At 68.1% G+C, this 15,609-nt stretch carries 14 protein-coding genes; 7 read left to right on the top strand and 7 right to left on the bottom strand.

Annotated elements, in window-relative coordinates:
* Positions 1–2: 2 nt before the first annotated feature.
* Positions 3–272, bottom strand: coding sequence for a hypothetical protein (locus RM543_RS13770; protein ID WP_311692594.1), 270 nt, complete (start codon positions 270–272; stop codon positions 3–5).
* Entirely contained in the window at positions 265–3,069 is a 2,805-nt protein-coding gene (locus tag RM543_RS13765; RefSeq protein ID WP_311692592.1) for a bifunctional [glutamine synthetase] adenylyltransferase/[glutamine synthetase]-adenylyl-L-tyrosine phosphorylase, read from the bottom strand. The genes RM543_RS13770 and RM543_RS13765 overlap by 8 nt, the downstream gene beginning before the upstream one ends.
* A gap of 272 nt (positions 3,070–3,341) precedes the next feature.
* On the opposite strand from RM543_RS13765, the gene RM543_RS13760 reads away from it, so the two are divergent.
* The 5 genes from RM543_RS13760 (at position 3,342) to RM543_RS13740 (ending at position 7,630) form a co-directional block, all read left to right on the top strand.
* A complete protein-coding gene (locus RM543_RS13760) occupies positions 3,342–3,998 on the top strand; it encodes a DUF1236 domain-containing protein (RefSeq protein ID WP_311692590.1) in 657 nt (218 codons plus the stop codon).
* Between the two features lie 196 nt (positions 3,999–4,194).
* The gene (locus RM543_RS13755) at positions 4,195–4,641 is read left to right on the top strand and encodes a DUF2852 domain-containing protein (protein WP_311692588.1); all 447 of its coding nucleotides are present in this window, start codon (positions 4,195–4,197) and stop codon (positions 4,639–4,641) included.
* Between the two features lie 82 nt (positions 4,642–4,723).
* Positions 4,724–5,176, top strand: coding sequence for an RDD family protein (locus tag RM543_RS13750; protein WP_311692586.1), 453 nt, complete (start codon positions 4,724–4,726; stop codon positions 5,174–5,176).
* A 169-nt stretch (positions 5,177–5,345) separates the two neighbouring features.
* On the top strand, positions 5,346–6,191 hold the full coding sequence (locus RM543_RS13745; RefSeq protein ID WP_311692584.1) for an arginyltransferase: 846 nt from the start codon (positions 5,346–5,348) through the stop codon (positions 6,189–6,191).
* A gap of 248 nt (positions 6,192–6,439) precedes the next feature.
* The gene (locus RM543_RS13740; protein WP_311692582.1) at positions 6,440–7,630 is read left to right on the top strand and encodes a DegT/DnrJ/EryC1/StrS family aminotransferase; all 1,191 of its coding nucleotides are present in this window, start codon (positions 6,440–6,442) and stop codon (positions 7,628–7,630) included.
* Here RM543_RS13740 and RM543_RS13735 read toward each other — a convergent pair.
* Positions 7,579–8,637, bottom strand: a complete 1,059-nt coding sequence (locus RM543_RS13735; protein WP_311692580.1) for a LysR family transcriptional regulator — start codon at positions 8,635–8,637, stop codon at positions 7,579–7,581. The two genes, RM543_RS13740 and RM543_RS13735, sit on opposite strands and share 52 nt — an antisense overlap.
* A 147-nt stretch (positions 8,638–8,784) precedes the next feature.
* Here RM543_RS13735 and RM543_RS13730 point away from each other — a divergent pair, with 147 nt between their 5' ends.
* A complete protein-coding gene (locus RM543_RS13730) occupies positions 8,785–10,152 on the top strand; it encodes an aminotransferase (protein WP_311692578.1) in 1,368 nt (455 codons plus the stop codon).
* Positions 10,153–10,318: 166 nt separating this feature from the next.
* On the opposite strand, the gene RM543_RS13725 is transcribed toward RM543_RS13730, so the two are convergent.
* Genes RM543_RS13725 through RM543_RS13710 form a run of 4 tightly spaced genes read right to left on the bottom strand, consistent with a single transcriptional unit; the run spans position 10,319 to position 14,546 of the window.
* A complete protein-coding gene (locus RM543_RS13725) occupies positions 10,319–11,527 on the bottom strand; it encodes a beta-ketoacyl-[acyl-carrier-protein] synthase family protein (RefSeq protein ID WP_311692576.1) in 1,209 nt (402 codons plus the stop codon).
* A 13-nt stretch (positions 11,528–11,540) separates the two neighbouring features.
* Positions 11,541–11,810 (bottom strand): acyl carrier protein, encoded by a 270-nt coding sequence (locus RM543_RS13720; protein ID WP_311692574.1) that lies wholly within the window; start codon positions 11,808–11,810, stop codon positions 11,541–11,543.
* Positions 11,811–11,836: 26 nt separating this feature from the next.
* Positions 11,837–12,925 carry a UDP-3-O-(3-hydroxymyristoyl)glucosamine N-acyltransferase gene (gene lpxD, locus RM543_RS13715; RefSeq protein WP_311692572.1) on the bottom strand — a complete coding sequence of 363 codons (1,089 nt, stop codon included), beginning with the start codon at positions 12,923–12,925 and terminating at the stop codon, positions 11,837–11,839.
* Between the two features lie 31 nt (positions 12,926–12,956).
* Complete coding sequence (locus tag RM543_RS13710) at positions 12,957–14,546, bottom strand: L,D-transpeptidase family protein (RefSeq protein ID WP_311692570.1); 1,590 nt, start codon at positions 14,544–14,546, stop codon at positions 12,957–12,959.
* Positions 14,547–14,960: 414 nt separating this feature from the next.
* Here RM543_RS13710 and mepK point away from each other — a divergent pair, with 414 nt between their 5' ends.
* Complete coding sequence (gene mepK / locus RM543_RS13705; RefSeq protein WP_311692568.1) at positions 14,961–15,533, top strand: peptidoglycan L,D-endopeptidase MepK; 573 nt, start codon at positions 14,961–14,963, stop codon at positions 15,531–15,533.
* Positions 15,534–15,609: the final 76 nt, after the last annotated feature.

Raw genomic sequence — 15,609 nt, 5'->3', positions numbered from 1 at the left:
CGTCAGGGCCGGCGGCGTGCGGCCGGGCCGCCGCGACGGCCCGTCTTCTGCGGCGCGGCCAGGCCTTCGCGCAGCACGTCCGTCATCGGATGACCCGCCTGCCCGTGGCGCTCCAGCAGCGCCTCGATGGCCACGGCGGGATCGCTGCCGGCGGGCAGTGAAATCGCCCAGTCCATGAAGATCGACCGGCATTCCTCCGTCGTGATGCCGTCGATCCGATAGCTTTCGTCGATCAGGCGCTTGGGGTCGGCCCAGTCTCCGGTTTTACGCATCATCATATCCTTCGAGCGCGGCGTCTATTGCGGCGGCGGCGCGGGTGCGGGCGTCTGCAAGCGCGGCCTCGAGGGCGTCCAGGCTCTTGTGTCCCGTGCCCCTGAGGAGGAGTTCGGCCGGACCCGCGGCAAGCGTTCCCGGCTCGGGCGGCTCGCCACTGACGAGGCGGATGGCGCTCTGGACCCGGCGTTGCAGGCGAAGCGCATCGCGCAGGGGCGGGATCTCGAACGGAGCGCCGCAGGCCTCGGCGGAGGTCAGTTGACCCTCGGCGTCACGCGGCCCGGCGCCGGGGCAGATGAGGGCGGCGGCCTGAGCGGCAAGCTCGATGTCCTGCAGCCCCCCCGGCCCCGGCTTGACGTCGAGGGCGGAGCGCTGGCTCTTGGCCTCTCCGATCCGGACGCGCAGCTTCGCAAGCTCCGCCAGCACGTCGGCCTTCGGGCGCGGCTCGCCCAGCAGACGGTCCCTGACCGCCGCGACGCCCTCGGCGACCCCCGCCTCCCCGGCGCTCGCCACCGGGCGGGCGCGGGTCAGGGCGAGGTGCTCCCATGTCCAGGCTTCGCTTTGCTGGTAGGTCTCGAAGGCCTGAAGGGATGTCGCGACCGGCCCCTGCCGCCCCGAGGGACGCAGACGCATGTCGGCCTCGTAGAGCCGGCCTTCGGTGGTCGGCGCCGTCAACGAAGTGATCAGGGCCTGGGTCAGACGGGCATAGTAGGTGCGCGCCGGCAGCGGCCGGCGGCCGTCCGACATCTCGCCGCCATCGGCATCGTAGATCACGATCAGGTCGAGATCGGATCGCGCCGTCAACCAGCCGGCTCCGAGCGCGCCCATCGCCAGAACGGTGACGCCCCGGCCCGGCGGGCTGCCGTGACGCTGTGCGAACTCGTCCACCACGACGGGAAAGAGCGCGCCCAGGATGGCGTCCGCAAGCGAGGCATAGAGACGGCCCGCTTCCTCCGCGTCGATGAGGCCGCGCAGGTGATGCACACCGATGCGGAAGTGCCGCTCCTTCATCCACCTGCGGGCGGCGTTGAGGCGGTCCTCGTGGTCGGACGATGCGGCGAGAAGATCCGAAAGGTCCCGGCGCAGACTGTCCTGCTCCGGCCAGGGCTCGAAGAACGTGCCGCCGAGAACGGCATCGAACACGGCGGAATTGCGGGACAGGTATTCGGCGAGCGCGGGCGCCGTGGCGGCAATGTCGACGATCAGTTCCCGAAGCTGCGGGTTCGCCTCGAACAGGGAGAAGATCTGGACCCCTGCGGGAAGTCCGCGAAGAAAACCGTCGAAGGCGCGCAGGGCCTCGCCGGGATCGGCGGCCCGGCCGAGACGCCCAAGCAGATCCGGCTTCAGCCGCTCGAAGATCTCGGTGGCGCGGGAGGAGCGCATGGCGGGATAGGTCCGCCACCGGGCGATGAGTTCGGGCTCCTCCTGGCCGGCATCGGCCGGCCCGGGCAGCGCATCGCCGGTCAGGCCCGGCGCGAAGAACGGATCGGTGCGGGTCGCGACATCCGCGAGAAGCGCCGTGAGCCCGCCTCGGAAGCGCGAGGTGTCCCCCTCCCCGCACATCCGCGCGATGCGGTCCCAATCGGGCGCAGAGGTGGGCAGGCAGTGGGTCCGGGTGTCCTCCACCATCTGCACGCGGTGCTCCAGCTCCCGCAGACGGCGGTAATGATCCGTGAGGTCCGCGGCGTCCTTGTCCTCGATCCAGCCGGCGGAGGCCAGCGCGGCAAGGGCCGGCAGGGTCTTGCGGGAGCGCAGCGTGCTGTCCCGTCCACCGGCGATGAGCTGACGGGTCTGGGTGAAGAACTCGATTTCCCGAATGCCGCCGGGCCCGAGCTTCAGGTCGCGCCCGTCGAGACCCTCCGCATCGTGCAGGCCCCTGTGATCGCGGATGGCGACGCGCATGTCATGGGCGTCCCGGATCGCGGCGAAGTCGAGATGCCGGCGCCACACGAACGGGCGGAGATGGGACAGGTAGGTCTCGCCCGCCTCGATCGCGCCGGCACAGGGGCGGGCCTTGATATGGGCCGCCCGCTCCCATGTCCGACCGACGCTCTCGTAGTAGCGCTCGGCCGCCTCGATGGAGAGGCAGACCGGGGTCACGGAGGCATCCGGCCTCAGGCGCAGATCCGTGCGCCACACGTAGCCCCCGCGCGTCCGGTCCGAAAGCAGCGCCATGCCGTTCCGCACCGCCTTGACGTAGACGGCGCGGGCCGCGGCATAGTCCTTCGGCTCGAACAGGGATTGGTCGAATAGGCAGACGAGGTCGATGTCCGAAGAGTAGTTCAACTCCGCCGCGCCCATCTTACCCATCGCGATCACCACCATCCCGGCGAGGGTCGGCAGCTCCTCCTCCCCCTGCCCCGGCAGCTTGCCGCGGGCGAGGTCGCCGGCGAGGGTGGCGGCGAGAGCGTCCTGCACCGAGCGATCCGCGAACGCGGTCAGAGCGCCGGTCACCTCCTCGAGGCTCCAGGCTCCGCCGAGATCGGCGATTCCGGTGAGAAGGGAGATGCGGCGCTTGTCCCGTCTGAGGACGTCGCTCGCCTCTTTCGGGCTCATCACGTCGGCGGGGGACGTCACGAGCGCGTCACGCGCCGCTTCGGGGGCCTCCAGAGCGGTCCTCAGCCAGTCCGCCTCGCTGCCCATCAGGCCGCGGAGGTGGGGCGAGCAGCCGGCGGCACCCGAAAGGACCTCCCGCGCCTGCGGATCGAGATCGGCGAAGGTGCGTTCGGCCTCCTCCCCGGCCTTCGGGTCGAAGGGGATCGGCGCGCGGGTGAAGGTCAGGCGATCTGTGCTCATGGGGCGGACATCGCCCGGCATGCCAGTGCCAGTCAATGGCGCTCGGGCGCGCGAGGCGGATCCTCGAGAAGTTCACCGTGGTCACGCGCTCTTTACCTCCTCGGCGACGCGTCGCCTGTTCGCACCGGGTCCGGCGCCATCCCGCCGACCGCAGGGCCCGCACCGCTCGCAGCCGCTCTCTCGACGGGAACCTTGGTCAGATGCGGCGGCTTGGTGCGGCAAGGGAAGACGCAAGCCTTTCGTTTCCCAGAGCAGTTCAACAGGAGACCAACATGTCCCTTCGTAAGACCCTTGCCCTGACCACCGCCGCGGTTCTCGCAGCCGGTGCCGTATCCGCCCAGGCTGTGGACGCGACCGCGACCACGGATCTCAATTTCCGCGCCGGTCCCGGACCCGACTACGAGGTCCTGGGCGTGATCGGTGCCAACGACACGGTCGCCATCAACGGCTGCGTCGAGGCCGCCAACTGGTGCGAGGTCTCCTATGACGGCACCACCGGCTGGGCGTACGGCGAGTATCTCAACGTCCCCGTGGGCTCCGAGACCGTCGCGATCAGCACGCAGCCTGAAACGGTGACCGTCGAGACCATCGAGTATCAGGATACGCGCGCTCAATCGGCGACCGCAGGCGCCACCGTCGGCGCGACCATCGGTGCGCTGGCCGGTGGCCCCATCGGTGCCGTCGCTGGCGGTGCGATTACCGGAGCGGCGCTCGGCGCTGCTGCCGATCCCGGCCCGCAGGTCCTGACCTATGTCAGCGACAATCCGGTCGATCCGGTCCTGCTCGACGGTGAAGTCGTCGTCGGCGCCGGCATCCCCGACGTCGTCGACCTCTACGATGTGCCCGAATCCGACTTCCAGTATGTCTACGTGAACGGCCAGCCCGTGATCGTGGACGGCGAGCGCCGGATCGTCCGCATCATCCGCTAATCGCCTCGTCTCCAGGGTGCCAATGGCACCCCAAGGGCCTGCCTCCCGACCTTCGGGGGGCGGGTTTTTCTATATCCGGCAGCACGTTGCACGATTTATGTGAAAAGCATTCACATTGCATCTTGCGGGAGGGCCCCGGTCTCACCATCTTGGATAATGTAAAACGAATTCACATCATCCTGAGGGAGATACCGAAATGACCACGACCACCGCTTCCATGCCCCGGCCGAACTGGTTCCTCCGCGGCCAAACCTGGCTCGACGAGCGCGGCAAGGGCGCGTGGATCGCGGTCATGGTGCTCGGCTTCATCGTGTTCTGGCCGATCGGCCTTGCCGTCCTCGGTTACATGCTGCTGACCAAGCGTTTTGCCGGATGCCCGGGCCGAGGCGCCCGCACCGAGTTCTCCCGCTTCGCAACCGGCATGACGGGCTCGACCGGCAACGCGGCCTTCGATGCCTACCGCAACGAGACGCTGCGCCGGCTGGAGGACGAGCGGCAGTCCTTCGAGACCTTCCTCGATCGTCTGCGGGAGGCCCGCGACAAGGCCGAGTTCGACCAGTTCATGGAAGAGCGTGCCAAGACCAGCGGCGAGCGTGAGAGCAGCGCCGAAGGTACCGAGGCACAGCTTCCCGAGCGGGCCTGACCGGTCCAGCTTCGGCGCAGAAGGCGGCGCCCCGGCGCCGCCTCATTCCCGTCCATCGTTTCATCCCGCGAGAATGACCATGATGAGCCGCACCGTTTTTCCGGGCAGGACCGGCCTGCCGGATCCAGAAGACGAAGCCGAATTCTATGCCGATGTGCCGCTCAAGCGTCTGATCGCCTGGATCGTCGATACCGCCTTGATCGCGGTCCTCGTGGTGCTCGGCGCCGTCCTGACGCTGTTCATCGGGCTCTTCTTCCTGCCCGTCCTGTGGTTCACGATTTCCTTCGCCTATCGCGGGCTGACGATCATGCGCTCCTCCGCGACGCCGGGCATGCGGCTCATGGGAATAGAACTTCTGGACAAGGACGGCGCGCGGCTCTCGTCCATCGACGCCTGGGCGCATACCGGGCTCTATGCCATGTCCATCGCATTCGTCTCTCCGCAGGTGATCTCCCTTGTCACCATGGCCGTCACGCCACGGGGCAAATCGCTGGTGGACATGCTTCTGGGCACGGCGATGGTGAACCGCAGCTGATCCGGCGGCGCGGGCAACGGGGGGGCTGGCTGCCGGGGCGCGCCCTCCGCACCGCGCCCACGGGGCTCAAATTTTCGGCAAAATGCCGCCCCTTCTCCCCCTTGGCGAAGCGGAATCGCTGCGCTACCGTCCAATTCTCCTGCACCATTCGCCCGGGCCGCCCGCTCCCATGCGCCATACGCTTCCCATCGCGCCGCAATTCTACGTGACGGCCCCCCAGCCCTGCCCCTATCTCGAGGGCCGGATGGAGCGGAAGCTGTTCACCGCGCTGCAGGGTGATCAGGCCGAACAGCTCAACGACTCGCTGTCGAAACAGGGCTTTCGGCGCTCGCAGAACGTGCTCTACCGCCCCTCCTGTGCGGACTGCATGGCCTGCCTCTCCGCCCGCATCCGGGTGGACGATTTCAAGCCCTCCCGCTCGCAGCGCAGGACCCTGAAACGCAACGGGGACCTCGTGCGCGACCCGGCCTCCCCCTGGGCGACCGAGGAGCAGTTCTCCCTCTTCCGCACCTATCTCGACAGCCGGCATGCCGACGGCGGCATGGCGGACATGGATATCTTCGAGTTCGCGGCGATGATCGAGGAGACGCCGGTGCGCAGCCGCGTCGTGCAGTATCGGATGCAGCAAGGCGATCAGCCCCGCGGCACGGCGGATCCGCTGACCGCCGTCTGCCTGACCGACATGCTCGATGACGGGCTGAGCATGGTCTACAGCTTCTACGACCCCGCTCTCGCGACACGATCCCTCGGCACCTACATCATCCTCGACCATATCGAGATCGCCCGCGCCGCCGGCCTGCCTTACATCTACCTGGGTTACTGGGTGCCCGGCAGCGCGAAGATGGGCTACAAGGCCGGCTTCGACGCGCTCGAGATCTACAAGCACGGCAGCTGGCAGGATATCGGTGATCCCGCGCAGCACAGCGGCGAGACGCATCCTCTCTCCGTCGATCCCATCGCCGAGCAGGTCGCCAACATCACCCTCCCCGGAAGCCGCCCCGCGCCGCGCCGCTGACCGGGCCCGGCGGCTACCCGTACCGAGCGTGAACCGAAGCGTCATCGCTTCGGACTTACGGGGCAAGCCCGGACAGGTGGACCCTGTTTCGTTCGACGCGGCCCCATTCCGGAAGGTATCGCCTCCGAACGTCCCCGATCACGGGTCCGGGGGCCCCTCCTCCCCCAAGGATTGCAAAAAGTTCATTTTCAGGAAGGCTGAAGATCGGATAAACTTTTTCTGAAAAGAAGAGCCGAGGGGCATCCGAGTTGAACCAGCATACCGCCGTCGCCGCACCGAACGTCTACGATGCCGAGCCGATCCCGGCAGAGGCCGAAGCGGAGATTGCCCGCCTCCTCGCCTCGGGGGATCTGTTTCGCTACACCGCGCCGCAGGATGCCCCGGTGGCCCTTCTGGAGCGCGAATTCGCCGCTCTCCTGGGCGCCCGCTTCGCCCTCGCCGTCTCCTCCTGCTCCGCCGCGCTCTTCCTGTCGCTGAAGGCGCTCGACCTGCCCGAGGGTGCCCGCGTCGTGATCCCGGCCTTCACCTTCGGCGCCGTTCCGTCCGCGGTCGTCCACGCCGGCTGCGTGCCCGTGCTCTGCGAGGTCGGCGAGAATTACCGCATCGACCTGGAGGACTTCGAAGCCAGGCTCGATGGCGCGGACGCGATCCTGATTTCCCACATGCGCGGTCACACCTCCGACATGGACCGCATCATGGAGCTCGCCGAGGCGCGCGGCCTGCCCGTCATCGAGGACGCCGCCCATTCTCTCGGCACCACCTGGTCCGGCCGGAACATCGGCACGATCGGGCGGATCGGCTGCTTTTCCTTCCAGTCCTACAAGCTCGTGAATGCCGGCGAAGGCGGCATCCTCGTCACCGACGATCCCGAGCTGATCGCGCGGGCCGTCATCATGTCGGGCGCCTACGAGCAGAACTGGCGCAAGCATGACGTTCTCGAAGAGCCCTTCGCGCGCTGGCAGAACCGCCTGCCGCTCTACAACACGCGGATGGGCAACCTCTCCGCCGCCGTGATACGCCCGCAGCTTCCCCTCGTCGCAGGGCGGGTGGCACGGGGCCGCGCCGGGCACGACCGGGTCGCCGCCGTGCTCAACGAGACGGAGTGGCTTCACGTCCCGGACGCGCTTCCGCAGGAGAAACGCGCGCCCGATTCGATCCAGTTCAACCTCCGCGGCATGGAGGAGGCGCAGGTCCGCGCCTTCGTCTCCGCCGCGAAGATGCAGGGCGTGCCGGTGCAGGTCTTCGGCCTGAGCGAGGACAATGCCCGCGCCTTCTGGAACTGGCGCTTCCTCCCGGGCGAGGTGCCGGACATGCCCCGCACGCGGGCGATGCTGATGCGCGCCTGCGACGTGCGGCTCCCGGCGCGGCTCACCGATCCCGAGCTCGACTATATCTCCCGGGCGCTCGTCGTCGCGGCCGGCGAGGTCATGGCGGGCTGATCGTCGAGGATCCGCAGCTCCTCGCCCAGCCACGGCATCCGCGACAGGGCCGGCGCCACGATCAGATCGCCGAGCAGGCCCCGGAGCCGCGCGGCGAGGCGCTCCGGCATGTCCTGCAACACCCCGGCCCGCGCATGGAGGGAGATCCGCCGTGACAGCGGCGGAAACGGCAGTGGCAGCACGTCCACGTCGGGTGCGAAGCGGCGCGTGCGCATCAGGCCGAGCGGTGTCAGGATCGTCCAGCCCGCCCCGGCCGCGACCAGCGCCATGATCGCCGTGTAGCTGTCGAGTTCGAAGCGATGCGCCAGCGTCAGGTTCTGCCGCGCCAGGTGCGCGCCGATCTGCCGCCCCATCAGGTGCCGCTGGGTATACAGGATGAGCGGAAGCGCCTTCAAAGCCGCCAAAGCGTCACCGCCGTCGGGCACGCTCCCCTTCGGCGCGGCAACGACGAAGGGCTCCTCGATCAGGGGGTGCATCTCCATCCAGTCCGCGGGCGCGCCCATTTCGGCGGCGACGATCACGTCCAGCGCCCGCGATTCCAGAAGATCGAAGAGGCGATGGGAGGCGCCGGTCTCCAGGAGGAACTGGCAATGCGTGAGCTCGTCCGCGATGCCGGCCAGGAGCCGCGGCGTCACCTCCGCCTCGAGATCCTCGATCATCCCGAGCCGCAAATCCGTCAGATGCGCGAGGCCCGGCACGGCGAGTTCGGCCCGCGCCTGTGCCGCCTCGTTCAGGATCCGTTGAGCGCGCCGGCGAAAGGCCGCGCCCGCCGGCGTCACCGCGACCGGGCGTCGCGCCCGGTCGATCAGGGGCTGGCCGATCGCGGCCTCGAGGGAGGCGAGTTGCTGGCTGACGCCCGAGGGGCTGGTGCCGAGGCGCTGCGCGGCCGCGGTCAGCGATCCCTCCTCGGCCACCGCCGCGAAGACCTCGATCCCCCAGAGCGTGATCCGCCCGGCGGCATCCCGTCCGCCGTGGTCCGCATTGCCCTTCTGTGAACCGCCGCCCATGGGCGCACCTCCCCGCCGAACGTCCCCCTTGTCCTGTCGCCCCTCGCCCCGGCAGGGTCAAGCAGGGCGGTCGCGGCGCAGCGGCACCGATTGCGGGCGCTGCGCACCGGCGCTAGCGTGGCGGCACAGTCAGGGAGACCATGGGCCATGGACGACAAGAGACCAACCGGGTGGGACACCCGCGCCGAGGCGGTGAGCTTCTTCGGCTTCACCGATTTTCCGACCGTGAAGCGCCGGGGCAGCATCGTCCTGACCCACGGCGAAGGCCCCTACGTCTTCGATACAGAGGGCAACCGCTACCTCGACGCGAATTCCGGCCTCTGGAACATGGTGGCAGGCTTCGACCATCCCGGCCTGATCTCCGCCGCGCAGGACGCCTATGCCCGCTTCCCCGGCTACCACGCCTTCTTCGGGCGGATGTCGGACCAGACGGTGATGCTCTCCGAACGCCTGATCGAGCTTGCCCCCTTCGAGCGCGGGCGTGTTTTCTACACCAACAGCGGCTCCGAGGCGAACGACACGCTGGTGAAGATGCTGTGGTTCCTCGGCCGCGCCGAAGGCAAGCCCGAGCGCAAGAAGATCCTGACGCGCAAGAACGGATATCACGGCGTGACGGTCGTTTCCGCCTCGATGACGGGGAAACCCTACAACGAGGTGTTCGGCCTGCCGCTGCCCGGCTTCGTCCACCTGACCTGTCCGCATTACTGGCGGGAAGGAATGGCCGGTGAGAGCGAGGCCGAGTTCACCCAGCGTCTCGCGCGCGAGCTCGAGGAGACCATCGCGGCCGAGGGCGCCGACACCATCGCCGCCTTCGTCGCCGAACCGGTTCTCGGCGCCGGCGGCGTCGTGCCCCCGCCCGAGGGCTACTTCCAGGCCATCCAGCCGATCCTGAAACGCCACGGCATCCCGCTTGTCTCGGACGAGGTGATCTGCGGCTTCGGACGCACGGGCACCATCTGGGGCTGTGACACCTACGGCGTCGTGCCGGACGCGATCATCTCGTCCAAGGCGCTGACGGCGGGCTTCTTTCCCATGGGCGCCGTGATCCTCGGCCCCGAGCTTGCCGACCGCATGCAGGCCGCTGCCGAAGCGATCGAGGAATTCCCCCACGGGTTCACCGCCTCCGGCCACCCGGTCGGCTGCGCCATCGCGCTTGCCGCAATCGACCTGATCGTGGAGGGCGGACTTATCGACAAGGTGCGCGAGGGCGCACCGCGGCTCGAAGCCAAGCTCGCAGAGGTGGCGGATCGCCCCAATATCGGCGAGCTCCGCGGCATCGGGTACATGTGGGCGCTCGAAGCCGTGGCGGACAAGGCCACGAAGGCGCCCTTCCCCTCCGAGCTCTCGGTCAGTGAGCGGATCGCGAATGCCTGCACCGACGAGGGGCTGATCTGCCGTCCGCTCGGCCAGTCCATCGTCCTTTGCCCGGCCTTCACCCTGACCGATGCGGAGATGGACGAGATGTGCGCCAAGCTCTCGACCGCCCTCGACAAGGTCTTCGCCGAAGTCGCCTGAGCGGCAGGGGGCTCAGGCGGACGGTATAAGGGGGGGCGCTGCCCCCGGCACCTCCCGGTGCCTCCCCCGGGGTACTTGCCGGAAAGATGAACGGGCGGTCACGCCACGGTTTCATCCTTCCGCCCGGTGCCCCCTCGACCGGCGTGGGCCCCACATTCCCGAGGGGTCAGGCGCTCCGAAGGGCGAGGACGGCGTTCAGGCCGCCGAAGGCGAAGGCGTTGGAGAGCGCGACATCGATCTTCGCCTCGCGCGCCTCGTTCGGGACCACGTCGAGGGCGCATTCGGGATCCGGCTCCTCGTAGCCGATCGTCGGCGCGACGATTCCGTCCTTGAGCGCCATGATGCAGGCCAAAAGCTCCACCGCGCCTGTGCCGCCGATGACGTGGCCGTGCATCGACTTGGTGGAGGAGATCATCAGGTTGTCCGCGTAAGGGCCAAACGTGTCGGCAACGGCGGCGCATTCGGTCTTGTCGTTGGCCGAGGTGCCGGTGCCATGGGCATTGATGTAGCCGACCTCATCGCCGCTGATCCGGGCATCGCGCAGGCAGGCGGCGATCGTCTGGGCCGCCCCCTTGCGGGAGGGCATGACGATGTCGGTGGCATCCGACGTCATGGCGAAGCCGATGACCTCGGCGAGGATCTCGGCGCCGCGGGCGCGGGCGTGCTCCATTTCCTCGAAGACGAAGATCGCCGCCCCTTCGCCCTGAACCATCCCGTTGCGATTGGCACTGAAGGGGCGACATGCGTCGCGGGACATGACCCTGAGGCCCTCCCATGCCTTGATCCCGCCGAAGGAGAGCATCGCCTCGGACCCGCCCGTCACCATCACCCGCGACGCGCCGGACCGCACAAGATGGAAGGCCTGCCCCATCGCGTGATTGGAGGAGGAGCAGGCGGTGGCGACGGTGTAGGTCGGTCCGCGGAGGTTGTACTCCATCGAGATATGCGAGGCGCCGGCATTGTTCATCAGCTTCGGCACCACGAAGGGATGGACGCGGTTCTTCCCCTCCTCGTAAACGGTGCGGTAATTCTCGTCCCAGGTGTTCACGCCGCCGCCCGCCGTGCCGAGGACCACCCCCGCTTCCATCGACAGATCGCCGATGAAGGTCAGGCCGGACTGGCCGATGGCCTGCCGCGCCGCGAGGAGGGAGAACTGGGTGAAGCGATCGTAGAGCGCGATCTGCTGGCGATTGAAGTACTCGTCGGGGTCGTACTCCGTGACCTGCCCGCCGATGCGCACGTTCAGGCGCTCCACGTCGCGCACGTTGATCGGACCGATGCCGCACCGCCCCTCGGCCATGGCGGAGAGGGTCGACGGGACATCCTGGCCCAGGGCATTGATCGTGCCGGCCCCCGTGATGACGACGCGCTTCATGGACGGGCTGCCATCACGCCGGGTGCTGCTGCGCGACGAGCTGGCGGACCGCCGCCACGATGGAGGCCACCGAGGAGATGTCGAAGGCGCTGTTCTGCGGCTCGTTGGCATTGAAGGGGACCTGGATATCGAAGGCCTCCTCGATCGCGAAGATACTCTCGACGAGGCCGAGGCTGTCGATGCCCAGATCCTCGAGCGTCATGTCCATGCGGACATCGCCCGGCTCGAGGACGGCCTGTTCGGCAATGATCTCCGCCACCCTGGTTTCGATGTCGTCCGTCATGGGTATCCTTTCCCGGTCGGCCCCATTTAATTGCCCGGCCCGCGCTTTGAAAGACTGTCCTTGAGTGCTGCGACATCCCGGAAGAGCCGCGGCAACCGGCGCAGGGCCTTGTAGCTCTCGATGGACGCCTCCATCCGCATCGCGGGATTGCCGAGCATCACCCGCCCCGCCGCCTGATCGGTGCGCAGAAGCGTGCCGGCGCCGGCGATCACGTCATCCCCGATCTTCAGGTGGTCGGTGATGCCGACCTGGCCGCCCATCACGCAGCGATCCCCCAGAACCGTCGAGCCGGCGATACCGGTCTGGCCGCAGAGGAGACAATCCGAGCCGACCCGGACGTTGTGACCGACCTGCACGAGGTTGTCGATCTTGGTCCCGGACCCGATCTCGGTATCGGCGATGGTGCCGCGGTCGATGCAGGAATTCGCGCCGATCTCGACGTCGTCCCCGATCACGACGGCGCCGAGGGAATGGATGCGGGCATAGGCGGACTGGGCGCGGCCCTGCCGGTCCCCCAAGGAGGCGCGAACGGCCTCGACCGCGCCGGGCTCCGGCGTCACGAAGGAAAAGCCGTCCCCCCCGATGACTGCGCCGGGCTGGGCGACGAACCGATCCCCGATGAGGCACCGCGCGCCGATGCGCACTCCGTCCAGGATCAGCGCGTCCGCCCCGATCCGGGCCTCCGCGCCAATTGAGACATGCGCCCCGAGCCGCGCATTCGGGCCGATCCGGGCGCCCGGCCCGATGACGCAGAAGGGCCCGATGGCGGCGCCCTCGGCAATCTCGGCGGTCTCATCGACGACGGCGCTGGGATGCACCCCGGGCGCGATTGCGGGGCCGTCGTCCAGCATCTGCGTGAGGCCGGCCATGGCGTAGCGCGGGCGCGGCACGAGGATCGCGGCCTCCAGCCCCAGCGCCTGCCAGTCCTGCCCCTCGGCAAGCATCGCCGCACGCGTTCCAGACGCGAGGCTTTCGGCATAGGCCGGCGACATCGCCAGCGCGAGACGATCCGGTGCCCCGGCCTGCGGCTCGGCCGCTCCATCAACACGAAGGTCCGTTCTGCCCTCGGCGCGGGCGCCGATGGCGGCGGCGATCTCGGCGATGCTGTATCTCATGTCAGCCCCTCTCGCGACGCGGGGCCGATCCCTAACCCCGCCCGGCCGTCACTTCCACCCCGGCTGCGCGCAAGGCCTCCCAGAGCTCGGCGTCACGACCGTACACGTCGCCGCGATAGGACATCCGGCCCTTCGGCTGGCTGACCGCTGTGCGGTAGATCAGGTGCACGGGCACCGGCGCGTCGAGGTTGACCCGCGTTTCGGCACCGGTCCGCAGGTGGCTCTGGAACAGGCCCCTCGGATCGTCGCTCTGTTTCGCAAGAAGTGCATAAGCGAAGTCGAACGGATCGCTGAGCCGCACGCAGCCATGGGAGAACGCCCGTTTCTCACGGTCGAACAGGGACTTGGAGGGCGTGTCGTGCAGATAGATGTTGTACCTGTTGGGGAACATGAACTTCACGAGCCCAAGCGCATTGTTCTGCGACGGCGGCTGGCGCATGGAAAACGGGAAACTCGACTGGCTGTAGGCGGCGAAGTTGATCGCGCTGCGCGGAACGGTCCGCCCACGGCTGTCCACCACATCCAGATGCGAGACCGCGTTGGGGTTCCGCTTCATCATCGGAAGGTATTCCTTCGTCGTGATGGAGCGCGGAATGTACCACGTCGGATTGATGACCATGTGGTCCATCACGTCCGAGAATTCGGGCGTCTGCCGGTCGGAATTGTTCGCGCCGACGACGGAGCGCGTCTCGAACGTCACCTTGCCGTCATCGAGGATGCGCGCGGTGAAGTCGGTGATGTTGACGAGGATGTGCCGCTCTCCGCGATCCTGCGGCAGCCAGCGCTCTCGCTCCATGGCAACCGTGACCTGCGCCAGCCGCTGCTCCGGGGACACGTTGAGTGCCGCCAGCGTCGAGGGTCCGGCCACGCCGTCCGTCGCGATACCGTGGTCCCGCTGGAACTGCTGCACGGCCGATACGAGCGCCGCGTCGTACTCCGGAGATGCGGTCCGCTCCAGGTATCCCATGCGGATCAGCCGATTGCGCAGGGCGACGACACGGCCGTCGCTCTGGCCCGCTTCGAGCTTCTCGCCCTCGACCGCAGGCCCCCAACCGCCCGAGGCGATGAGGCGGACGAGGCGCTGCGCTTCGGCCATCAGGCGCGTGTATTCGGGGGTCCGGGGAGCGAGGCCAGCGAGAAACGCGTCCGGATCGCCTGTCGCAGCGAAGGCCTCGAGCATCTCGGCGGCGTCGGGCCGCGCGATCTCGCGCTTGATACCGGGGACGACCTTGCCCGGCTCGAGCGCACCCGACGAGATGTCCCGCCCGAAATCGACCAGCATGCGGGCCGCCATCATCTCGGCGCGGCCGCGGTCGCGATCGCTCTTCACCGACCGGAACGCGGCGATCAGCTCATCGGGATCGTAGCGAGACGTCGGCAGGCCGTGAGCACCAGCCTTCGAAAGGGCCGAAAGCAGGGCCTGGCGCCGCGCCCCGTCCTCGCGCCCGGTGAAGATCGGTGCGTAATCCCGCTTGCGATAGGCCTCCCCCACCGCATCGGCACCAAGCGCGCGTTCCGCGACCGACTGGCGGAAGGCGGAGATCTGGGCCTCGGCGGGAAGCGCGCCGAAGGTGGCGGCGGCAAGGCAAATGGCGGAGAGGGTCCGTCGTGCGGCGTTCATCGAAGATATCCCGATCGGCGCCGCGCGGGGATGCGGGCGCGTGAGTTCGGGCCAATCTTTGCCGGGGGGAGAGCGGTGTCCAGTCACGCGGCGCTCGCGAAAACGTCACTTCGGAAGGCGGAACAGGGTGAATTACCCATTTTACCAATACGTGACAGTGGTTTAACCGCTTTCCAACCCCCCTCCGGGGATGTGGCGCAGGGGGCTCACTCGCTGCAATTCGTTGAAAACGATCAATTAAGGTCAGCGTCTTGGCAGAATCTTGCCGAAAGCCGAGCTGCTCACGGAACCCGCGCGATTCCGTTATTGGTGCGGTAACCATCCTGTGGCATCAATCCCCTGCATCTGGGAATAAGTGGACACAGGTCGCCGCCATAGAGCGACCCCCACGAGGCAACGGGACAGAAGCGAAACATGACTGATTCACGCACATCGGGCGCCCTTTCGCGGCGCGGTCTTCTTGCGGCCTTCGCCGCCACGGCCGTCGCATCGGCGCCTACCTATTCGAACGCCTTCGGCTTCCTACGGGGCGCCGGGGACATCCGGCGGCTGAAGATGTACAACGGCCGGACCGGCGAGAAGCTCGACACGATCTACTGGATCGAGGGCGACTACATCAAAGACGCCAAGGTCGAGATCGACCATTTCTTCCGCGACTGGCGCCGCAACGAGGTGAAAGCCGTCGATTTCCGCACGCTGGACATCATGGCCGCCACTCACAACCTGCTCGAGTGCAACGAGCCCTACATGCTGCTCTCCGGCTACCGCTCTCCGGCCACCAACGCGATGCTCGCCAGCCGCTCCGGCGGCGTTGCCAGCAAGTCGCTGCACATGAAGGCGCAAGCTGCGGACCTCCGCCTCGACACGCGCTCGGTGAACCAGGTCGCGAAAGCGGCGCAGGCCTGCCGCGCCGGCGGCGTCGGCAAGTATTACGGCTCGAACTTCGTTCACATGGATTGCGGCAGCGTGCGGACCTGGGGCGGCTGATCAGCCTCTCTCCTCAGCACGATCCGTTCAAAAACGCGCCCCATCCGGGCGCGTTTTTCGTTTTCGGGAGGGCAGG

The sequence above is a fragment of the Tropicimonas omnivorans genome (assembly GCF_031846565.1).
GTDB lineage: Bacteria > Pseudomonadota > Alphaproteobacteria > Rhodobacterales > Rhodobacteraceae > Tropicimonas_B > Tropicimonas_B omnivorans.
Note: the sequence above shows the minus strand (reverse complement) of the source record. Positions and strands in the feature narration are given on the sequence as shown.